General features: G+C 41.6%; 20 protein-coding genes. 10 read left to right on the top strand and 10 right to left on the bottom strand.

Going from position 1 to position 19,014, the window contains the following annotated elements:
- Positions 1-9: 9 nt before the first annotated feature.
- The 6 genes from nqrE to bolA form a co-directional block, all read right to left on the bottom strand.
- A complete protein-coding gene (gene nqrE / locus L4C37_RS11170) occupies positions 10-606 on the bottom strand; it encodes an NADH:ubiquinone reductase (Na(+)-transporting) subunit E (RefSeq protein WP_032551424.1) in 597 nt (198 codons plus the stop codon).
- Between the two features lie 7 nt (positions 607-613).
- Complete coding sequence (locus tag L4C37_RS11175; protein WP_008223083.1) at positions 614-1,246, bottom strand: NADH:ubiquinone reductase (Na(+)-transporting) subunit D; 633 nt, start codon at positions 1,244-1,246, stop codon at positions 614-616.
- Complete coding sequence (locus L4C37_RS11180) at positions 1,246-2,013, bottom strand: Na(+)-translocating NADH-quinone reductase subunit C (RefSeq protein WP_273294870.1); 768 nt, start codon at positions 2,011-2,013, stop codon at positions 1,246-1,248. Before L4C37_RS11180 ends, L4C37_RS11175 begins: the two co-directional genes overlap by 1 nt.
- Positions 2,003-3,247: an NADH:ubiquinone reductase (Na(+)-transporting) subunit B gene (locus tag L4C37_RS11185; RefSeq protein ID WP_137374891.1), complete on the bottom strand. Its 1,245-nt coding sequence runs from the start codon at positions 3,245-3,247 to the stop codon at positions 2,003-2,005. Before L4C37_RS11185 ends, L4C37_RS11180 begins: the two co-directional genes overlap by 11 nt.
- A 5-nt stretch (positions 3,248-3,252) precedes the next feature.
- Complete coding sequence (locus L4C37_RS11190; RefSeq protein WP_137375002.1) at positions 3,253-4,593, bottom strand: Na(+)-translocating NADH-quinone reductase subunit A; 1,341 nt, start codon at positions 4,591-4,593, stop codon at positions 3,253-3,255.
- 522 nt (positions 4,594-5,115) lie between these two features.
- Positions 5,116-5,430, bottom strand: a complete 315-nt coding sequence (gene bolA / locus L4C37_RS11195) for a transcriptional regulator BolA (protein WP_273294873.1) — start codon at positions 5,428-5,430, stop codon at positions 5,116-5,118.
- A 174-nt stretch (positions 5,431-5,604) separates the two neighbouring features.
- Here bolA and L4C37_RS11200 point away from each other — a divergent pair, with 174 nt between their 5' ends.
- The 8 genes from L4C37_RS11200 to L4C37_RS11235 all read left to right on the top strand — a co-directional run bounded on the left by L4C37_RS11200 (position 5,605) and on the right by L4C37_RS11235 (position 13,698).
- A complete protein-coding gene (locus L4C37_RS11200) occupies positions 5,605-6,756 on the top strand; it encodes a methyltransferase (protein WP_137374892.1) in 1,152 nt (383 codons plus the stop codon).
- A 68-nt stretch (positions 6,757-6,824) separates the two neighbouring features.
- Entirely contained in the window at positions 6,825-7,394 is a 570-nt protein-coding gene (locus L4C37_RS11205) for a YajG family lipoprotein (protein ID WP_137374893.1), read from the top strand.
- The gene (locus tag L4C37_RS11210) at positions 7,394-7,942 is read left to right on the top strand and encodes a peptidylprolyl isomerase (protein WP_429768619.1); all 549 of its coding nucleotides are present in this window, start codon (positions 7,394-7,396) and stop codon (positions 7,940-7,942) included. The genes L4C37_RS11205 and L4C37_RS11210 overlap by 1 nt, the downstream gene beginning before the upstream one ends.
- A 57-nt stretch (positions 7,943-7,999) precedes the next feature.
- Positions 8,000-9,358: an AmpG family muropeptide MFS transporter gene (locus L4C37_RS11215; protein WP_273294876.1), complete on the top strand. Its 1,359-nt coding sequence runs from the start codon at positions 8,000-8,002 to the stop codon at positions 9,356-9,358.
- A 554-nt stretch (positions 9,359-9,912) separates the two neighbouring features.
- Positions 9,913-10,719 (top strand): nucleoside-specific channel-forming Tsx family protein, encoded by an 807-nt coding sequence (locus L4C37_RS11220; protein WP_171736340.1) that lies wholly within the window; start codon positions 9,913-9,915, stop codon positions 10,717-10,719.
- 110 nt (positions 10,720-10,829) lie between these two features.
- On the top strand, positions 10,830-11,708 hold the full coding sequence (gene panE, locus L4C37_RS11225; protein WP_273297548.1) for a 2-dehydropantoate 2-reductase: 879 nt from the start codon (positions 10,830-10,832) through the stop codon (positions 11,706-11,708).
- A 60-nt stretch (positions 11,709-11,768) separates the two neighbouring features.
- Complete coding sequence (gene csdA, locus L4C37_RS11230; RefSeq protein ID WP_429768621.1) at positions 11,769-12,980, top strand: cysteine desulfurase CsdA; 1,212 nt, start codon at positions 11,769-11,771, stop codon at positions 12,978-12,980.
- A 121-nt stretch (positions 12,981-13,101) separates the two neighbouring features.
- Entirely contained in the window at positions 13,102-13,698 is a 597-nt protein-coding gene (locus tag L4C37_RS11235; protein WP_429768622.1) for a LysE/ArgO family amino acid transporter, read from the top strand.
- 62 nt (positions 13,699-13,760) lie between these two features.
- Here the strand turns inward: L4C37_RS11235 and csdE are convergent, their stop codons facing one another.
- From csdE to L4C37_RS11255, 4 genes are all read right to left on the bottom strand, one after another.
- Positions 13,761-14,207 carry a cysteine desulfurase sulfur acceptor subunit CsdE gene (csdE, locus tag L4C37_RS11240; RefSeq protein ID WP_429768623.1) on the bottom strand — a complete coding sequence of 149 codons (447 nt, stop codon included), beginning with the start codon at positions 14,205-14,207 and terminating at the stop codon, positions 13,761-13,763.
- A 153-nt stretch (positions 14,208-14,360) separates the two neighbouring features.
- Complete coding sequence (gene tcdA / locus L4C37_RS11245) at positions 14,361-15,167, bottom strand: tRNA cyclic N6-threonylcarbamoyladenosine(37) synthase TcdA (protein WP_137374901.1); 807 nt, start codon at positions 15,165-15,167, stop codon at positions 14,361-14,363.
- Positions 15,168-15,258: 91 nt separating this feature from the next.
- Positions 15,259-16,371 (bottom strand): murein transglycosylase A, encoded by a 1,113-nt coding sequence (gene mltA / locus L4C37_RS11250; RefSeq protein WP_429768684.1) that lies wholly within the window; start codon positions 16,369-16,371, stop codon positions 15,259-15,261.
- An 82-nt stretch (positions 16,372-16,453) separates the two neighbouring features.
- Positions 16,454-16,930: a DUF2850 domain-containing protein gene (locus L4C37_RS11255; RefSeq protein ID WP_429768624.1), complete on the bottom strand. Its 477-nt coding sequence runs from the start codon at positions 16,928-16,930 to the stop codon at positions 16,454-16,456.
- 161 nt (positions 16,931-17,091) lie between these two features.
- Here L4C37_RS11255 and argA point away from each other — a divergent pair, with 161 nt between their 5' ends.
- Complete coding sequence (gene argA, locus L4C37_RS11260; RefSeq protein ID WP_137374903.1) at positions 17,092-18,429, top strand: amino-acid N-acetyltransferase; 1,338 nt, start codon at positions 17,092-17,094, stop codon at positions 18,427-18,429.
- A gap of 313 nt (positions 18,430-18,742) precedes the next feature.
- On the top strand, positions 18,743-18,925 hold the full coding sequence (locus L4C37_RS11265) for a hypothetical protein (RefSeq protein ID WP_137374904.1): 183 nt from the start codon (positions 18,743-18,745) through the stop codon (positions 18,923-18,925).
- Positions 18,926-19,014: the final 89 nt, after the last annotated feature.

Raw genomic sequence — 19,014 nt, forward strand, 5'->3', positions numbered from 1 at the left:
GTGCTTACCCTACAGTTGAACACCAGAGAAAGACATAAAGCCTAACGCCATTAAACCAACTGAAATAAACGTAATACCTAGACCACGAAGACCTGGAGGTACGTCTGAATATTTCATCTTCTCACGGATACCCGCAAGAGCGACGATAGCTAACATCCAACCCACACCAGAACCGAAGCCGTAAACAACAGATTCAGCAAAGTTGTAGTCACGAGTTACCATGAAAGATACACCACCAAAGATTGCACAGTTAACTGTGATCAATGGAAGGAAGATACCAAGTGCGTTGTACAAAGGTGGGAAGAAACGGTCTAGAACCATCTCTAGGATTTGTACAAGTGCCGCGATAACACCGATGAATGCGATGAAGTTAAGGAAACTTAAATCGACACCTTCAACAAGCGCATTTTCTTTTAGGATATGTGTGTAAACAAGGTTGTTCACAGGAACAGCGATTGTAAGTACTACAACTACCGCAACACCAAGACCAAAAGAAGTTTTAACTTTCTTAGATACCGCTAGGAATGTACACATACCTAGGAAGAAAGAAAGCGCCATGTTTTCGATGAAAATCGATTTAACTAGCAGACTAATATAATGTTCCATGACTACCTTACCCCTTCGCTTCTACTTGTTCTGGTTTGAACACACGAATTGCCCAAATCAAGAAACCAATTAGGAAGAATGCAGAAGGTGCTAGAAGCATCAAGCCGTTTGGCTGATACCAACCACCGTTGCTCACTAGTGGTAGAACTTCCATACCGAATAACTTGCCAGAACCTAGCAACTCACGGAAGAAACCAACAGTGATAAGAACGAAACCGTAACCAAGACCGTTACCAAGACCATCGATTAGAGATGGGATTGGCGCAGACTTCATAGCAAATGCTTCAGCACGACCCATTACAATACAGTTAGTAATGATTAGGCCTACGAATACAGACAGCTGCTTAGAGATGTCGTATAAGTATGCTTTAAGTACTTGGTCTACCACGATTACTAATGATGCAATGATTGCCATCTGAACGATGATACGCACGCTGTTAGGAATGTGGTTACGGATTAAAGAAACGAAGAAGTTAGATAAAGCAGTAACAAACATTACCGCGATAGTCATAACAAATGCTGTTTCTAGTTTAGTGGTTACCGCAAGAGCAGAACACACACCAAGAACCTGTAACGCGATCGGGTTGTTGTCCAACACCGGCGCTAAGATGCTCTTTTTAATCTCTTTTGCACTAGACATTAGTTCAGACCTCCGTCACGAACTTTTGCTAGGAACGGACCAAAGCCCATTTCGCCTAACCAGAAGTCAAATGTGTTTTGAACACCAACACTTGTTAGTGTTGCACCAGAAAGACCGTCAACACCGTGCTCAGAACCAGCAGGAGCACCACCTTTAACTACTTTAATAGCAGGTTTGTGGTTTTCGTCGAATAACTTCTTACCAACGAATTGTGCACGCCAAGTTGGGTTTTCTACTTCACCACCAAGCCCAGGAGTTTCACCTTGCTCGTAGTAAGTAATACCAGAAACAGTGTTGCCATCTGTTTCTACCGCAACGAATGCGTACATCATTGACCATAGACCGTTACCGTGAACAGGGATGATAACTTTAGAAGTTTCAGCACCATCTTTCACTAGGTATACGGTACCTGTGTTAGCACGACGAAGGATCTTTGCAATGTCTTCTTCCGAAGAAAGCTTAATAGACTGTGCAGGATCTTTTGCCGCTTTACGTTGGTCGTATTTAGCAGCGTCTTGGTCGATGAATTCACCAGTAGCGAAATCAACTAAACGAGGTACGATATTCTCTGCGTAAAGCGCTGGAATATCACCTGCAAGGTCAATACCCGCAACTTCAAGGATCTTAGTTTGCTGATCCAGAACTGCGTTAGCTTGTTGCTTAGGTTTAAGAACGACTGCAGCTGTTGAAACGATGATTGAGCACACTAGGCTCAATGCGATAACAACAAACAGCGTCTTTTTAATGCTATCGTTATTACTTGCCATAGCGCGCTAGTCTCCGCTTAATGTTCTTCTCGATTACAACGTGGTCAAACAGAGGAGCAAATAGGTTTGCGAATAGAATCGCAAGCATCATGCCTTCTGGATATGCAGGGTTAACTACACGGATCATTACACACATTGCGCCGATTAGGATGCCGTACCACCACTTACCTTTATTAGTAAATGAAGCTGATACTGGGTCTGTCGCCATAAAGAACATACCAAATGCGAAGCCACCTAGAACTAGGTGCCAGTGCCAAGGCATGCTGAACAATGCGTTAGTATCAGAACCAATCACATTGAATAGCGTAGATACTGCAATCATACCGATCATTACACCAGCAATGATACGCCATGAAGCGATACGCATGTAGACGATCATCGCAGCACCGATTAGAAGTGCTAGAGTCGATACTTCACCAATAGAACCTGGAATGTTACCAATGAATGCATCCATCCAAGTGATTGCTTCACCTGTTGTTACGTTCATTAGTGCACTACCACCGCCTTGAGCCCACTGGCTAAGAGCAGTTGCACCAGAGAAACCATCAGCAGCAGTCCAAACTACGTCACCAGAGATCTGTGCAGGGTATGCAAAGAATAGGAACGCACGACCAGCAAGTGCAGGGTTTAAGAAGTTACGACCTGTACCACCGAAGATCTCTTTAGCAACAACAACACCGAAGGTAATACCTAGTGCCGCTTGCCATAGAGGAAGTGTTGGCGGAACGATAAGCGCAAATAAGATAGAAGTTACAAAGAAACCTTCGTTAACTTCATGCTTACGCACCATACAGAACAGAACTTCCCAGAAGCCACCAACAATAAATACTGTTGCGTAGATAGGTAGGAAGTAGGTCGCCCCTAGTAGCATTTTACTGCCAACACCTGCATCAGCGCCTAAGGAGGCACCAAGCATTTCGGTTAACCAGTAGTGCCAGTTACCAGCGATTACAGATGCTAATTCCGCGCCTGCATACATATGGTTAAGAGCAGCAATAGCTTGGCCACCCGCGTTGTACATACCCCAGAACATTGCAGGGAATACCGCGAACCAAACCATTATCATGATACGTTTTAAATCAACGCTATCACGAACGTGTGAGCTTTTTTTCGTTACAAGACCTGGCGTGTAAAACACAGTCGCTGCAGCTTCGTAAAGCGCAAACCACTTCTCGTGTTTACCACCTGGCTCGAAATCATGCTCGATGTCCTCAAGAAACTTTTTAAGGCCCATGAAAATTACCCTTCCTTCTCAATTGTATCTAGGCATTCACGAAGTAGTTGACCGTACTCGTACTTACCTGGACATACAAAGGTACACAATGCTAAATCGTCTTCATCTAGCTCTAACGCACCGAGTGCTTGTGCACTATCAACGTCGCCAGCACATAGATCACGAAGCAGCAATGTAGGTTCCATATCTAGAGGCATTACGCGCTCGTAGTTACCGATTGGAACCATTGAGCGATCACTACCGTTTGTTGTCGTTGTCATGTTAAACAACTGACCTTTAAACAGGTGACCAAGGAATGAACGAGTAACAGAGAACTTATCCTTACCAGGCATAGCCCAGCCGAATAGATCTTTATCACGACCTTCACGTAGAACGGAAACTTGCTGGTGGTAACGACCAAGGAAAGCATGTGGACCTGATGCTTCAGTACCTGAAAGTACAGAGCCAGAGATCACACGAACTTCGCCTGGAATTAACTCACTGTCTGTTAACTCTTCAAGGCTAGCACCAAGCTGAGTACGAACTAGACGTGGATTATTAACCACAGGGCCCGCTAGAGAAACAACACGATCAGTGTAAATCTCACCAGTAAGGAATAACTTACCGAATGCGATAACATCTTGATAGTTAATGCTCCACGCTACAGTTTCTGCATTTACCGGGTAAAGGTAATGCATGTGAGTACCAGCAAGACCTGCTGGATGTGGGCCATCAAAGACATGCTCTTCAACGTTTGACTTAGATGAGCGAGGCAGGCTAGTGCCTTTCTTACAAACGTAAACTTTACCGCTAGTCAGAGTTGAAAGGAGGTCTAAACCAGCAACGAAAGCATCAGACTGCTCGTTAATGATTAACTCTGGCTCAGCTGCTAAAGGATTAGTATCCATAGCAGTTACGAAGATAGCCTGAGTTTCAGAATCAATAGCTGGAACCTTGCTGAACGGACGAGTACGCAAAGCAGTCCATGCACCAGACTCGACTAGTTGAGCTTTAACCGTTTCACGGTCAAGGCTTGCTAGTTGGTCAGCTGCATAGTTATTGAACGTGATTTGCTCATTGCCTGCCACTTCAATCACAACTGACTGAAGTACACGCTTAGCACCACGGTTAATTTCAATAACTTTACCACTTGCTGGAGAAGTAAATACTACACCTGGGTTCTTTTTATCAGCAAAAAGAACTTGGCCTTTCTTCACTTCATCATCAACGCGGGCATGCATCGTAGGACGCATACCAACGTACTCTTCGCCAAGCAAGGCGACTTTAGTGATGGACTTACCATCATTAATCACCTGGGATGGAGTTCCTGCGATAGGAAGATCCAAACCCTTCTTTATTGTAATCATACGCACTTGCACTACTTTATCGGGAAAAAGATTCTTTAATTGCGTAAATTCAGGGTGTTATTAATTCACCCTTAGACACGACATTACAGTGTCCGGTTTCGATGTGTTTGAAACATCAAAATCGCAACAATTTCTTAATAAACCAATCACAAAAATGGATTGAGATTTATCAGGTGCGGTAGTCTACCATTTTTTGGGAACTTGATGCCATGACCAATAACTTGAATAGCGGTTTTATTTGCTGGGAATTGAAGTATATAGCCCTTTGAATGTCTATATTTTTGACATACCGCACAGATGAACCAGTCATATAACCTGTTTTAAATACGGAGTTTAACACTCTGTCACAACTTGAAATTAACACACACTTGTTGAAACACTGTTAATAAAAACATTACTCATTGTAGGTATTTGTAATGTTCATTATCTCGACATAAACAGGCTAAATATGTTGCATTTTTATCGATAGAAAACTAAAAAAGGCGGCTAAGCCACCTTTCTTATTCAAACACATTTTACAATTTATTCAGCTTTGCTTCCGCCCATGCACATTGGGCTATCAGGCACACTGCTGAACTGCTTCTGCCATTCATCTTTAGTATAAGTATGAATAGATAGTGCATGAATATTATTAGCCAGCTCTTCAGATAATGCTTTATTTACAGCCCTATGGCGACCAATCAAGCGCAACCCTTCAAAAGCATCACTCACTACAACGACCTTAAAATGACTTTCAGAACCAGCCGGAACATTGTGCATATAACTTTCATTCACAACGTTTAAATGCGTTGGATCAAATTCATTGTGCAGTTTTGTCTCAATAATTTCTTGGATCATCATGATTCCTTTATTGCGCTCTCATATTGTTTATACATCCAGTATAAACCTAAACATGCAACCTGTCTGACAAAATATTCCAGAGAGAGTGCGGTTACCTCCAGTTTTTTCTATCTTGTTGAAACAGCATTTGAGACAATATCTTTGTTATTTCTCATATAAGTATCCCAAAGAATGAAAACTGAATTTACTTTTAACAGCAGAACGCTGGCTTTACACCGCTTTCCAAAGCGTTCAAATGAAACGCTTCAAGCTTGGGATGCTGGAGACGAATACATAATTCAACATGTAGAAGAGCTAAATCTAGAGCCAGGCAAACACATTTTGATTATGAATGATCACTTTGGTGCTCTTTCAGCTTGGTTCTCTGAAAAACATGATGTCACCATGATGAGCGACTCGTTTATTTCTCAGCGTGGTGCACTTAAAAACCTACAACGAAATCAATGTAACCGCGTGACTTTCCTTAATACCATGGAAGAGATTCCACATGGTATTGATTTAGTACTCATGCAGTTACCTAAAACAAACCGACACCTAATTTGGCAGTTGAGTCAGCTTCGTAAAGCCCTACCTGAAACTTGCCCAATTATTGGTGTTAATAAAGTGAAAGAGATCCATACGTCTACGCTGAATCTTTTTGAAAAATATTTAGGTGCAACTACTACTTCTTTAGCTAAGAAGAAGCATCGCCTGATTTTCTCTTCTGCAAACTGCCAACCTATCCATGATGTTGATCCATACAATGAGTGGGAAGTAGATGGGGAAAGCATAAAACTAAAGAATTTACCGAATGTCTATTCAGGTGAAAGCCTAGATCAAGGCGCTCGTTACATGCTTGAACATATCCCTCAAGATCCGGAGCTTCGCCACATTATTGATTTAGGATGTGGTAATGGTGTACTCAGTGTCAAAGCTGGGCAATTAAACCCTCAGGCTCGAATTACTTGTGTTGATGAAAGCTTCATGGCTGTCGAGTCTGCTCGCCAGAATGTCATTGATAATTTGGGAGAAGAAGGCAATTTCCAGTTTATCGCAAACAACTGTTTAGACGGCTTCAAGAAAAACAGTACCTACTTAGTAATGTGTAACCCTCCATTCCACCAGCAACAAGCAATTACAGATCACATTGCATGGCAAATGTTCTGTGATGCAAAGCATGTTCTTAGTAATGGAGGCAAATTAATTGTTATTGGGAACCGACACCTCGGATACGATGTGAAATTAGCTCGTCTATTTGGTGAAGCAAATGTCGAGACTCTCGAATTGAACCAGAAGTTTGAGATTTTACAAGCGACTAGAGAACCTGCTAACTTTAATAAATAGCATTGAAGACTGAATCAAAGAATGATCACAAATACCATTTGTAATGCGTATTTTAAAAGGATAGAAGAATGAAAAAACTAGTTTTGGCTGCATCACTTGTTGTTCTTACGGCTTGCTCTGCACCTCAAAAAGAGCAAATTAGCGTCATCCCGACAGCGTCGTTGAGTACAAGTAACCTAGTAGAGAATAAGACTTACACACTTTCCAGCAAAGATGTACGTGCTGCTCAGTATGTGGCTTTAGTGGATAGCGGTCGTTCAAACATTGAACCTATCCATGCTCAGCAAAATATGCGTATTACTTTAGAAAATGCAATTGCTCAGCAGTTTGAATCACAAGGTTATCGCGCTAGTGTAAATAGTGAAAACTCAGTTGTACTAGAAATTCAAGAAGCGCTGGTAACAGTAAAGCACACCATTATGGAGAACCAAATGGATGGTAAAGTGACTTTAGAAGTAACCGCTGAAACGCCTCAAGGTAAGCTAGTAAAAACCTTCAAAGGCACGGCTGTTCGCACAGGTACATTAAGTGCTTCAAACGACGATATTTCAATGGTACTAAATGATGTCATTAACCTTGTTTTAGCTGATATCTCGAATGACCAAGAACTACAAAATTACATGAAGGAGCGCTTCTAATGCTTCGTTTAGTATCAACTATTGCTCTACTTGCCTTCAGTGCCGCTTCTTGGGCGGGTCCAAAAGTTTCAGTAGAAACTACATTGGGTAATTTCACAATCGACCTTAATCAAGAGAAAGCACCGATTTCCGTCACTAACTTTTTGACTTACGTTGAAGATGGTAGCTACGTAGGCAGCCAATTTCACCGAGTTATTCCTGGCTTCATGGCACAAGGTGGTGGCTTTGATAAAGATATGAACCGCCTACCAACTAATGCGCCCATCAAAAATGAAGGCTACAACGGATTAAGAAACGAACCCGCTACGCTTGCTATGGCTCGCACTAATAATCCAGACTCAGCAACTCGTCAGTTTTTCATCAACTATTCTGACAATGGCTTTTTGAATGCTGAACAGTCTCCTCCTGGTTATGCTGTATTTGGCAAAGTAGTTGAAGGGTTTGATGTTGTTGAAAAGATGGCCATGATTCCAACAAAACGAATTGGCAGAATGTCAGACATTCCAGTAGACCCAATCGTCATTACAAAAGTAACCCTTCTTAAGTAAACGCTTCCAACGCCCTTAACATCCGTCAAGGGCGTTTTTCTTCGCAAGGACGTTTTTATGTCATCAGGTTCGCCATCCCTATCGTGGATGCAAACTTTCCGTAGCTATCTTGATAAGCGACTACTTTGGGTATTCATGCTGGGCTGCTCGAGCGGCTTCCCTTGGGTTCTCATTGGTTCCAATATGTCTGGCTGGTTGAAAGATGCGGGGTTAACTCGAACTGCTATTGGTTATTTCGGCAGTGTCTTTGCTGTCTACGCCATTAACTTTTTATGGGCACCACTGGTTGATCGAGTAAAATTGCCAGTTTTACATGCCATTTTAGGTCAAAGGCGTAGTTGGATATTTTTCTGCCAAAGCTTCGTACTTGTATGTACCTTTTTTATCGCAGGCGTTAACCCAGCCAATGACCTTGTGCTTACATCAATGCTTGCCTTAGGCGTTGCCATTGCTTCAGCAACACAAGACATTGCAATTGATGCTTATCGTATCGACAGTTTCCCTAAATCTGAGCCGTCTAAACTCCCTCAAGCTTCTGCTATGGCGGTTATTGGTTGGTGGACTGGCTATTCACTCCCTGGTTACCTTGCATTTATTAATGCTGACTCTATTGGTTGGAATGGTGTTTATTACGGCATGGCAGGTGTTGTTGCTCTATTAATGCTGTTTACCTTACTTGTCGGTGAACCTAAAACTCAGCGTGAAGAACTTCAAGCTCAAGCTCAACAACGACACAATCAGGTTGTCGGTTCTAAAGTTCTAGCTTGGTTTACAGTTACGGTTATTGAACCTTTCTATGATTTCTTTAAGCGTAACGGTGTTCAAGTTGCTATCACTCTGTTGCTATTTGTTTTCCTATTTAAGATAGGTGAAGCCTTCTTAGGAAGAATGTCGATCACCTTCTATAAAGAAATTGGCTTTAGTAATGAACAAATCGGTCATTACTCAAAATTGATTGGTTGGGGTGCGACTATATTCTTTACGTTATTAGGTAGCGTCTTCAACGTGAAATTTGGCATTGTACGCGGCTTGATGATTGGTGGTGTTGCAATGGCAGGTAGTAATTTGATGTTTGCTTGGATAGCTCAAGCAGGTCCAAGTGAGACCTTGTTCTTAGCAACAATAATTGTCGATAACTTTACCACTGCATTTTCAACGGTTGCTTTCGTTTCCTTTTTAACACTTCTGACAGGACAAGCCTTCTCGGCAACTCAATACGCCCTACTTGCTTCCTTGGGTAACTTTGGACGGACGACGTTAGCATCATTTAGTGGAGAGCTTGTTGATTACCTTAATGACTGGTCAACCTTCTTCATCTTAACGGCATTAATGGTTGTTCCTAGTTTGATCATGCTTTATTCATTAAGACACTTCTTCTCGAAGTTGCTCGATGACGCTCGTAACCAAAAAGACTAACTAAATAGCATAATCGATAACTACGTTTGTCGATTATGCTGCCTTTCTGTAGCCCACTTTCAACTCACCACCCTGAATTTATCATCGAGTTGGGGTTTAATAATTTTTGCCCTCAATGAAAGATCTCACATTGTCTCGATAAACTTTTCACTATCTTCCATCCATACCCAGCTATTACTCTTAACTTCACATTTTGATATTAAAAAAATTCAATAAATGGCAGCTCCAAAAGCCAACAACTAGACTCTGTTGTTTACGTAAGATGCATCACAAAAACTGATCAAATCGTTTGCTTTGAATATAAAACAATCAATGAAACGATAAAATAACCAGACTTCACACGTTCAATAGAAATAAGGGTGCATCAGCACTCATATGCATTTGAAAGTTCCGCCATTTCGATCATTAGTGTGATGAGTGTCACCATAATAATTTTAATTTGCACTCTTTCTCACTTTTAATTGAGAACAAAATCGCTATCATGCTCGGCATTCGGACAAAATCAAACACGCATGGATAGCGGGTTACTTACTTTAAATATAGAGAGTTCCATTATGCGCAAATCACTTTTAGCTCTTGGCCTAATGGCTGCGGCTTCTGCACCAGCTATGGCTGCTGATTATTCAGACGGCGACATCCACAAAAACGATTACAAGTGGATGCAATTCAACCTTATGGCTGCAATTGATGAAAAAGGCTACTCAGAGTCTTCTCACGATTACCTAGAGATGGAATTCGGCGGTCGCTCTGGAGCTTTCGATCTTTACGGTTACGTTGACGTATTCAACCTTGCTTCAGATCCTGGTAGCGACAAGAATGGTGGCGAAAAAATCTTCATGAAATTCGCACCACGTATGTCTCTTGACGCAGTAACAGGTAAAGACCTGTCTTTCGGTCCAGTACAAGAGCTATACGTTTCTACTCTTATGGAGTGGGGCGGTAACGCTGACGTAAACACTCAGAAAATCGGTCTTGGTTCTGACGTAATGGTTCCATGGTTAGGCAAAATTGGTCTTAACTTCTACGGTACTTACGATTCAAACATGAAAGACTGGAACGGCGTTCAAGTTTCAACTAACTGGTTCAAGCCTTTCTTCTTCTTCGAAAACGGTTCATTCATTTCTTACCAAGGTTACATTGATTACCAATTTGGTATGGATGACCAAGACAGCGGTCGTGCAAGCAGCGGCGGCGCAATGTTTAACGGTATCTACTGGCACTCAGATCGTTTTGCTGTAGGTTACGGTCTTAAGCTATACAACGATGTATACGGCTTTAAAGATGGCGAAGCTCTACCATGGGGTCATGAGCCAGAGTCTTCAGGCGCAGGTCACTACGTAGCTGTTACTTACAAGTTCTAATAGAACTGATAAGAAAACTTCCTAAATGGCACCCTCGGGTGCCATTTTTATTGCTTTCATTTTTTACCTCGTTATTCTTAAGTTCCAAAGCATTTCTCTAAGGTATCCCTATGAATATTGGTATCGTCGGTCCTGGCGCTATTGGTTCTTTATGGGCAATAAAACTTTCTCAAGCTGGGCATAATGTCGCGCTCTATAGCCGCAAAACAGACTCACAGCTGTCAATCACATTAGATCAGCAGCAGCCAGTGGTATTCACGAATAATAACCGTCAATTACTAAACCAGTGTGATCTCATCATCGTCACCGTCAAAGCATGGCAAGTAGAGAGTGCTATCACTCCCCTTCTTACAACTCTGCACCCTGATACCATTCTAATGTTCATGCATAACGGTATGGGAGCAATAGACACGCTCTCCAATGATATTCATCACTTTCCTATTGTATTGGCGACAACAACCCAGGCAGCGTTTAAACCAAGTCCTGAAAGTGTGCTTCATACAGGTCAAGGCTCCACACAATTAGGGAGTTATAATGCATTGGGTGATCAATGTTCTTTCCTTTGTGATGTATTGAATCATGCATTGCCTGAAGTAAAATGGAATCAGTCCATTCAGGAAGCTTTATGGCAAAAGCTCGCCATTAACTGCGCTATCAATCCATTAACGGGTCTGAATCAAATAAAAAATGGGCAACTGGCAGAAGCTAAATATCAAGAAGAGTTACAGCCGCTTATTACAGAGTTAGAAGCAGTCATGACTGCTGAAGGTATTCCAACAAGTAAGCGTGAATTACAAGAAACGATCAATCATGTTATCCATGCTACTGCTCAAAATAACTCTTCAATGAAACAAGATATGCTTTATCATCGCCCGACTGAAATAGACTTCATTACTGGTTATCTACTAACTACGGCTGCCAAGCATAATATTGACGTTCCCAAGAACTTAGCTTTGTATAAGCGCGTTAAGCAAGCCGAGCAGTATTAACAAAACGTTTTTCAGCATCATATCTGCATTAATAAAAGAACCATATATTTAGGTAAGCCCATGTTTGACATCAATAATATACGAGCTCAATTCCCCGCTCTTAACCAAAAAATCAATGAACAATCTTTGGTTTACCTAGACAGTGCAGCCACGACTCAAAAACCCCAAGTCGTCATTGATGCCATCAGCCAGTATTACTCAAAACAAAATGCCAATGTTCATAGAGGTAGCCACAGTTTAACGGCACAAGCCACCAGCCAATTTGAAGCCGCTCGCGACAATGTTGCTGAGTACCTTGGGGCAAATTCGAGTAAAGAAATCATTTGGACAAGAGGAGCAACTGAAGCTCTGAATCTAATCGCTCAAACTTATGCGAGAAGCACTCTAAAAGAGGGCGATGAAATACTGGTCAGCGAAATGGAACATCACGCTAACATCGTTCCTTGGCAAATCGTGGCAGAGCAAACGGGTGCTAAGGTTGTGAAACTACCAATGGATGACAACTGCCTGCTAGACTTTGCTGAATTCGAGAAACGGTTAAGCCATAAAACGAAAATAGTGGCGGTTGCCCATATTACCAACGTGACCGGTACTCGGTTACCCGTTGAGAGCATCATCAAGAAAGCCCATCAAGTTGGTGCTATTGTCGTTGTCGATGGTGCGCAAGGCATCGTTCATGAGACGCTTAATGTTCATGAATTAAACGCCGACTTTTACGTATTCTCAGGTCATAAACTATATGCTCCAGCAGGTATTGGCGTACTTTACGGAAAGCTAGAGCTATTGGATTCAATGCCGCCTTGGCATGGTGGTGGCAAGATGGTGGAACGCGTGTCTTTCGAAGGAACCACTTACTCTGAACTGCCAGGAAAATTTGAAGCCGGAACTCCCAACGTTGCAGGCGCAATTGCTTTAGATACGGCAATTGGGTGGTTAAATCAGTTTGACCAGCAATCTGTGGAAGCTCACATCCATCACCTGCAAAATAAAACTTATGCAGCTTTATCCAAGATTGATGATATTAAGGTGCTCGGCTACCAAGAAAAGGCAAGTGTGATTACCTTTGTGATGGATGGAGTGCATCACCAAGATATTGCCACACTACTAGATCAGCAAGGCATTGCGGTTAGGGCTGGTCACCACTGTGCTCATCCACTTATGGATAAGCTGAATGTGACAGGAACAGTAAGAATTTCGTTTGGAATCTATAACACTGAAGATGATGTGAATAAGCTCATTTCTGCAATAGAGAAAGCCGTCGATATGCTTTAAGGGTAAATGTCCATACAAGGTCCGAACTTCGATCTATTCTCGATGGCTGAACAAACAATGATCGCGATAGCAAATAGCAAATAGCAAATAGCAAATAATTTATCAAAGGCAGTAACGGATTATGCTGGCGTACTTTTCAGGTTTTACATTAGGCCTATCACTCATTTTAGCGATAGGCTCACAAAATGCCTTTGTATTAAAGCAGGGCATAAAAAGGCACCACGTTTTTTTAATCTGCCTGATCTGTGCATTGTCTGATGCTATTTTAATTTCGCTTGGGGTGGCAGGGTTTGGCTCGATTGTCACCCAATACCCAAACATTGAAGTATTCGCTCGATACGGTGGAGCAGCATTCCTTGTTGTCTACGCATTTATGAGCTTTCGATCTGCAGTTACTGTTTCTCACGCGATAGGAAATGAGCAGGTAGAACAAACCTCTGCAATTAAAACGGCAATGATTTGTTTGGCTTTTACTTGGTTAAACCCACATGTGTACTTAGATACCGTCGTTTTACTCGGCTCTATATCCACTCAATACCAAGGGCAACAGCTAAACTTTGCATTAGGGGCGATTACAGGGTCATTCGTATTTTTCTTCAGCCTAGGTTATGGAGCAAGATTACTCGCTCCATTATTCTCAAAGCCTAAAGCGTGGAAGGTTCTAGAGTTTTTTGTAGGATGTATGATGACATTCATCGCCCTATCTTTACTGATATAGCGATGTATTGAAGTTGTGCCAGAATGATTTTATTTACAGATAAGGTTGTTCTACGGCGAAACCTAAACAGCGGAGCCTTTAATCTGCTCAATGCTTTTGATTTGTGCAATGATAGCTTTTAGCCCATTACCACGAGATGGGCTCAAGTGAGTAGTTAAACCTAACTTTTCAAAGTAACCATCAATATCGAACGCTTGTATTTCATGAGCAGTTCGTCCATCAAACGCAGCCATAACCAAAGCAATTAAGCCTCGTACGATTCGGGCATCTGAATCTGCGCAGAAGAACCATTGCTCACAGATTTTTTGGCTGACTAACCAAACTTTGCTTTCACATCCAGCAACCGTGACTTGCTCGCTTTTTAAATCTTCAGGCATTACAGGAAGCTTTTTTCCCCACTGTATTACTTGGCGATATCTATCTTCCCACCCAGAAAAAGACTGCATTTTTTCTGCTATATCTTGATGAGTAATTTCAGTGCCAAAAGGCGATACTGGGAATTGAGTCATTGTTTTATCCAATCAAACGAAATATCTAATGTAACGAAGAGGCAAATGGCATTTCTTATTCAAATCAATCAAGTATTCATATCAAAAATAGAAATAAAACATCATCTTTAGAAGACCACATCTTAAAAGCTATTCATTAAATACAAACAAACTTTAGCTGTGCTTCTGAACAATTCTTTCAACAATACGAGAAACTGCAACAAATCCGAATGAAGCCGTAACTACAGTTGCTGCACCAAAACCAGTCGCGCAGTCCATACGTTTGGGACCTTCAGCCGTCGCTTTTGCGGCGCAAACACTGCCATCAGCTTGAGGGTATTTCAATTGTTCGGTAGAAAATACGCAATCAATACCAAATTTACGCTGTGGATTTTTCGGAAAGTTATGGTGACGGCGTAAAGTATCCTTCAGCTTTTTCGCTAAAGGGTCTTGAATGGTTTTTGTTAAATCTGCAATTTTGATCTGTGTTGGATCAACTTGACCACCAGCTCCGCCGGTCGTAATCACCTTGATTTTATTACTGCGGCAATAAGCAAGCAAAGAAGCTTTTGCCTTCATGCTATCAATCGCATCCAGTACATAATCAAAGTCTTTAGACAGATACTCAGCTTGGTTATCAGGACCAATAAAGTCATCAATTAAGTTGACCTTACATTCAGGGTTAATCAGCTTAACGCGCTCTGCCATTACTTCAATTTTACTTTTACCAACAGTGCCCGACATAGCGTGTATTTGACGGTTAATATTCGTCACACATACGTCATCCATATCGATCAACGTTAGCTCGCCTAAACCAGTACGAGCCAATGCTTCAACCGCCCATGAACCCACACCACCAATACCAATTACACAGACATGTGCAGCTCGTAAAATGTCCACTTCACTATTACCGTATAAACGTCGTGTACCGCCAAAACGTTGGTCGTAATTTTCTGAAGCTGGAGTGGTTAATTCACGCATGTTGCCGCCAATTTTATTCGATGGAAAAAGAAAGAGTGCGTTTTATACGCACTCTTGGTTTAAAAGTCTAGGTTAAGCATAGGACCTTTTACTATTCAGCTTTCTCAGGGGGCATTGCCCAAGGTGCTTCAGTCGCACTACCATTTAAACCCAGCTTCCAAACGCGACCAAAATGTTTGTAGTGACCGGCCTCTGTCCCAGCTCTAGGTCCCATCCCGTGGTACAAATCTAGGTGATTCTGTTTTACAGCTCCGCCTGTATCTAACACAAGCAGCAAACGAAGTTGATGTGCACCACTCCATGTACCATCAGCATTCAACAGTGGCACTTCAGCCAATACTGGCGTCCCCATTGGAAGTATAGAGCGATCACCCGCTACCGCCGCCATTGGCAATAGAGGAATTCCCGCACTGCCCATTACTGAAAGATCGTCTTTTGACTGGAAAAAGACAAAAGATGGGTTTTGCTCTAGTAGTTCTTTTACAACTTCCGGTTCATTCGCGAGCACCCACTCTTTAATTGCTTTCAAAGACATTTTCTCACGAGGTACGAGTCCTCTTTCAATCAAGACTCTTCCGATACTGACGTATGCCTTATTGTTTTTACCTGCGTAAGCGAAATATTTAAGCGTGTCGTCGTCTCCAAAATGAACGAAACCACTGCCTTGTACTTCCATCATAAATGGATCAATTCGATTGGCAGCATAACCTAACTCTAAACCTTGCCCTTCTAAAGCTCCGTCATAAATTTCAGCGCGAGTTGGGCATTCTTTATTACATTCCGGGAGAGAGTAAACTGGGAATCGATATTCAGCGTCTGGTTCATGGCGCAATTCAATAACAGGAGAGAAATAGCCGGTGAACAGCACATTACCTTTATCATCACCACCGCCAAACTGAGCTGCTTCTACGCCATAATTTGCAAGTTCGGTAGGGTCTCCACTTTGCAATGCCCATGCTTCTAGCTGCTGGTACAGTGGTTGGAAGATGTTTGCCATTGAAGGGGATTTATTGACAACCATTTCCGCTTGCTTTGAAAATGCGGTGTAGTCTCTTGGAACACCAGATTCGACTTGTTCAACTTTATTTAAAGTTTGAGGAAACTCGCCATCTAAATACTGTTGAGCGCGTTCGGTAGGTTGTGCACAGCCAAAAAGAAAAGAAACCGCTATGGCTGGAAATAGTTTTTTAATCACAAGAGTTATCCTAAAAATTCTATCCTTTGAGGATGACAAAATACCTTGGATAACACAATCTTAGTTTGTAAGACTTTACGATAAGTTAACCTTATCTCAGTGCATTATTCTCGCTGCCTTCTAGCTTAAATAATGGGTTGTAATAACCATCCGATTCTAAAATCATCTCAGTATTTTCAGCATTAATCATTCTAAAACGATACGTTTTATCGCCAGCATTATATTCAAAGTGGTTGCCATCAAATTTAAAATCTGTGGCTACAATTGAACCAGAAACTGACACACCTCGCTCACTTAGTACGAATTCATCTTTTGCATAATGAGCCACTTTTTGCTCAACCCAAGTACCATAAATCACATTCTTAGGAGTGTCTGATTGATTCATTCGAGTGATGACGTCCACAAATAAAGCGGCAACAGCAATCGTCCCTACTAAAGCCAGTAGCATTAAGCTTCTCTCTAGCAGTTTTCGCTTGAATGCTGATTTAGCTTGCGCTTGCTTATTCGCTTCATCATATAAGCTTTTGGTTACTTCATTTATCTTATTTTTTTTCACTGATACTGACATGTCATGCACTGAGTAGAACGTTCCGTCGATATTCTACACGTAGTTAAAATACAGAATAAAGTATGTTTTGATAACTTTGCACTTTATTCCAAAAAACAGCTTGTCATAAATTAATTATAAATGCTAAATTTAAGAATAAATATGCAACATGGATTTTAACTGTGAAAATTAGAAGTACTGCGCTAGTAAAAGGGTTTCGACAGTCCACCCCCTATGTCAATGCTCACCGAGGTAAAACCATGGTCATCATGCTTGGTGGCGAGGCCTTTGCAGATAAAAACTTCGGCAACATTATCAATGATATTGCCCTACTTCATAGTTTAGGCGTTAAGATTGTCTTAGTTCACGGCGCTCGCCCTCAGATAAATCAGATCCTAGAAAAGCAAGACTGCCATACTCCTTATCACAATAACATTCGTGTTACTGATGAGCATGCATTAGGGTTAGTTATGCAAGCTGCAGGTCAGCTACAATTAGCCATCACCGCTCGCCTCTCAATGAGCCTAAACAACACACCAATGGCAGGAACTCAACTGAATGTCATGAGTGGTAACTTTGTCACGGCTCAGCCACTAGGAATCGATGATGGCACAGACTACTGTCATAGCGGGCGAATTCGTAGAATAGATATCGAAAGCATTAACCGAACATTAAGCCAAGGTTCCATTGTTTTACTCGGTCCTATTGCTAGCTCAGTCACTGGTGAAAGCTTTAATTTGCTCTCGGAAGAAGTCGCAACCCAAGTCGCCATTCGCCTTAAAGCCGACAAACTGATTGGCTTTTGTTCAGAACAAGGTGTGATAGGTGAGAATGGCAACGCAATTGCCGAGCTATTTCCGAAAGACGCCCTTCATATTTTAGAAGAACTCACCACAACTCAAAATCCAACAGAAGACCAGAGTTCGGGTACTTTACGTTTTTTGAAAGCCGCCGTATCCGCTTGTCGAGCTGGTGTACCTCGATGCCATTTAATCAGCTACAAAGTGGATGGCGCGTTAATACAAGAGCTATTCTCATTAGATGGGATTGGAACACAAATCGTGATGGCCAGTGCCGAGCAAGTACGCCAGGCGCAAATTGATGACATAGGAGGGATCTTCGATTTAATCCGTCCTCTTGAAGATCAAGGTATCCTCGTCCGTCGCTCTCGTGAACAACTCGAGCAAGAGATACATCGTTTCACTATCATAGAGAAAGATGGGCTAATTATTGGCTGCGCTGCACTCTATGCTTACCCGACAGACCATATGGCAGAAATGGCTTGTGTGGCAATTCACCCAGACTATCGTGATGGTAACCGTGGGCTGTTGCTGCTTGATTATATGAAACATCAATCCAAATCTAATGATATTGACCAAATATTTGTTCTTACCACTCACAGCCTTCATTGGTTTAGAGAACAAGGCTTTTATGAAATAGGAGTGGATGAATTACCAATGGAAAAACAAGGTTTGTACAATTTTCAAAGGAAATCAAAAATCTTAGCTTTAAACGTCTAGATAGTTTCAATACTTCTGTATTGTTACTCGTGAAATACCATGAAAATAAAGTAAACACTCTAAGTCTCATTTTTAAGACAGCTTTGTATTCAATGTAATCGTTTACGGCTTGTTTTTTATAAATTATGCACTTTCATTCACAAGCAAGTTTGTATAGAATTTACTCGTTTTTGAGGGTGCTCCCTCATAATAGGAAAAGACAACTCAAAAAGAAGTTGTTACTGCACGGATTGCTAAAAACATTAACTCACTGTTTTCAAGATGTAGTAGTGAAGGCTAGCGTTAATAACTATAAGCAAAAAGAGCAAATTTTATGAGAACCATTATTTGTAATTCGCTGCAAAGCTTTTGGGATATGGCTGATAACCAGTTTTTAGAAGGCTTAGATGTCCACTGTGTTTTTCCAGCCAGTGAGAACCTAAAAGAGTTTATTTTAAACTGTCAAAATCAGTACAAAATAAACCACATATCATTTACACGAGCACTTACGGGTTAACTAACCTAAGCAAATGCTCGAGTGAGTAACCAGGGATGGTTACTTAGCCATATGTTACTTAGCTATATTTTCCCCAGACATATATACAT

The organism is Vibrio kagoshimensis (assembly GCF_050337535.1).
Lineage (GTDB): Bacteria > Pseudomonadota > Gammaproteobacteria > Enterobacterales > Vibrionaceae > Vibrio > Vibrio gallaecicus.

Excerpts from the sequence above, each read along its gene's own strand:
- nqrE (WP_032551424.1), bottom strand. The coding sequence starts at position 606 with ATGGAACATTATATTAGTCTGCTAGTTAAATCGATTTTCATCGAAAAC.
- L4C37_RS11175 (WP_008223083.1), bottom strand. The coding sequence starts at position 1,246 with ATGTCTAGTGCAAAAGAGATTAAAAAGAGCATCTTAGCGCCGGTGTTG.
- L4C37_RS11180 (WP_273294870.1), bottom strand. The coding sequence starts at position 2,013 with ATGGCAAGTAATAACGATAGCATTAAAAAGACGCTGTTTGTTGTTATC.
- L4C37_RS11185 (WP_137374891.1), bottom strand. The coding sequence starts at position 3,247 with ATGGGCCTTAAAAAGTTTCTTGAGGACATCGAGCATGATTTCGAGCCA.
- L4C37_RS11190 (WP_137375002.1), bottom strand. The coding sequence starts at position 4,593 with ATGATTACAATAAAGAAGGGTTTGGATCTTCCTATCGCAGGAACTCCA.
- bolA (WP_273294873.1), bottom strand. The coding sequence starts at position 5,430 with ATGATCCAAGAAATTATTGAGACAAAACTGCACAATGAATTTGATCCA.
- L4C37_RS11200 (WP_137374892.1), top strand. The coding sequence starts at position 5,605 with ATGAAAACTGAATTTACTTTTAACAGCAGAACGCTGGCTTTACACCGC.
- L4C37_RS11205 (WP_137374893.1), top strand. The coding sequence starts at position 6,825 with ATGAAAAAACTAGTTTTGGCTGCATCACTTGTTGTTCTTACGGCTTGC.
- L4C37_RS11210 (WP_429768619.1), top strand. The coding sequence starts at position 7,394 with ATGCTTCGTTTAGTATCAACTATTGCTCTACTTGCCTTCAGTGCCGCT.
- L4C37_RS11215 (WP_273294876.1), top strand. The coding sequence starts at position 8,000 with ATGTCATCAGGTTCGCCATCCCTATCGTGGATGCAAACTTTCCGTAGC.
- L4C37_RS11220 (WP_171736340.1), top strand. The coding sequence starts at position 9,913 with ATGCGCAAATCACTTTTAGCTCTTGGCCTAATGGCTGCGGCTTCTGCA.
- panE (WP_273297548.1), top strand. The coding sequence starts at position 10,830 with ATGAATATTGGTATCGTCGGTCCTGGCGCTATTGGTTCTTTATGGGCA.
- csdA (WP_429768621.1), top strand. The coding sequence starts at position 11,769 with ATGTTTGACATCAATAATATACGAGCTCAATTCCCCGCTCTTAACCAA.
- L4C37_RS11235 (WP_429768622.1), top strand. The coding sequence starts at position 13,102 with ATGCTGGCGTACTTTTCAGGTTTTACATTAGGCCTATCACTCATTTTA.
- csdE (WP_429768623.1), bottom strand. The coding sequence starts at position 14,207 with ATGACTCAATTCCCAGTATCGCCTTTTGGCACTGAAATTACTCATCAA.
- tcdA (WP_137374901.1), bottom strand. The coding sequence starts at position 15,167 with ATGCGTGAATTAACCACTCCAGCTTCAGAAAATTACGACCAACGTTTT.
- L4C37_RS11255 (WP_429768624.1), bottom strand. The coding sequence starts at position 16,930 with ATGTCAGTATCAGTGAAAAAAAATAAGATAAATGAAGTAACCAAAAGC.
- L4C37_RS11265 (WP_137374904.1), top strand. The coding sequence starts at position 18,743 with ATGAGAACCATTATTTGTAATTCGCTGCAAAGCTTTTGGGATATGGCT.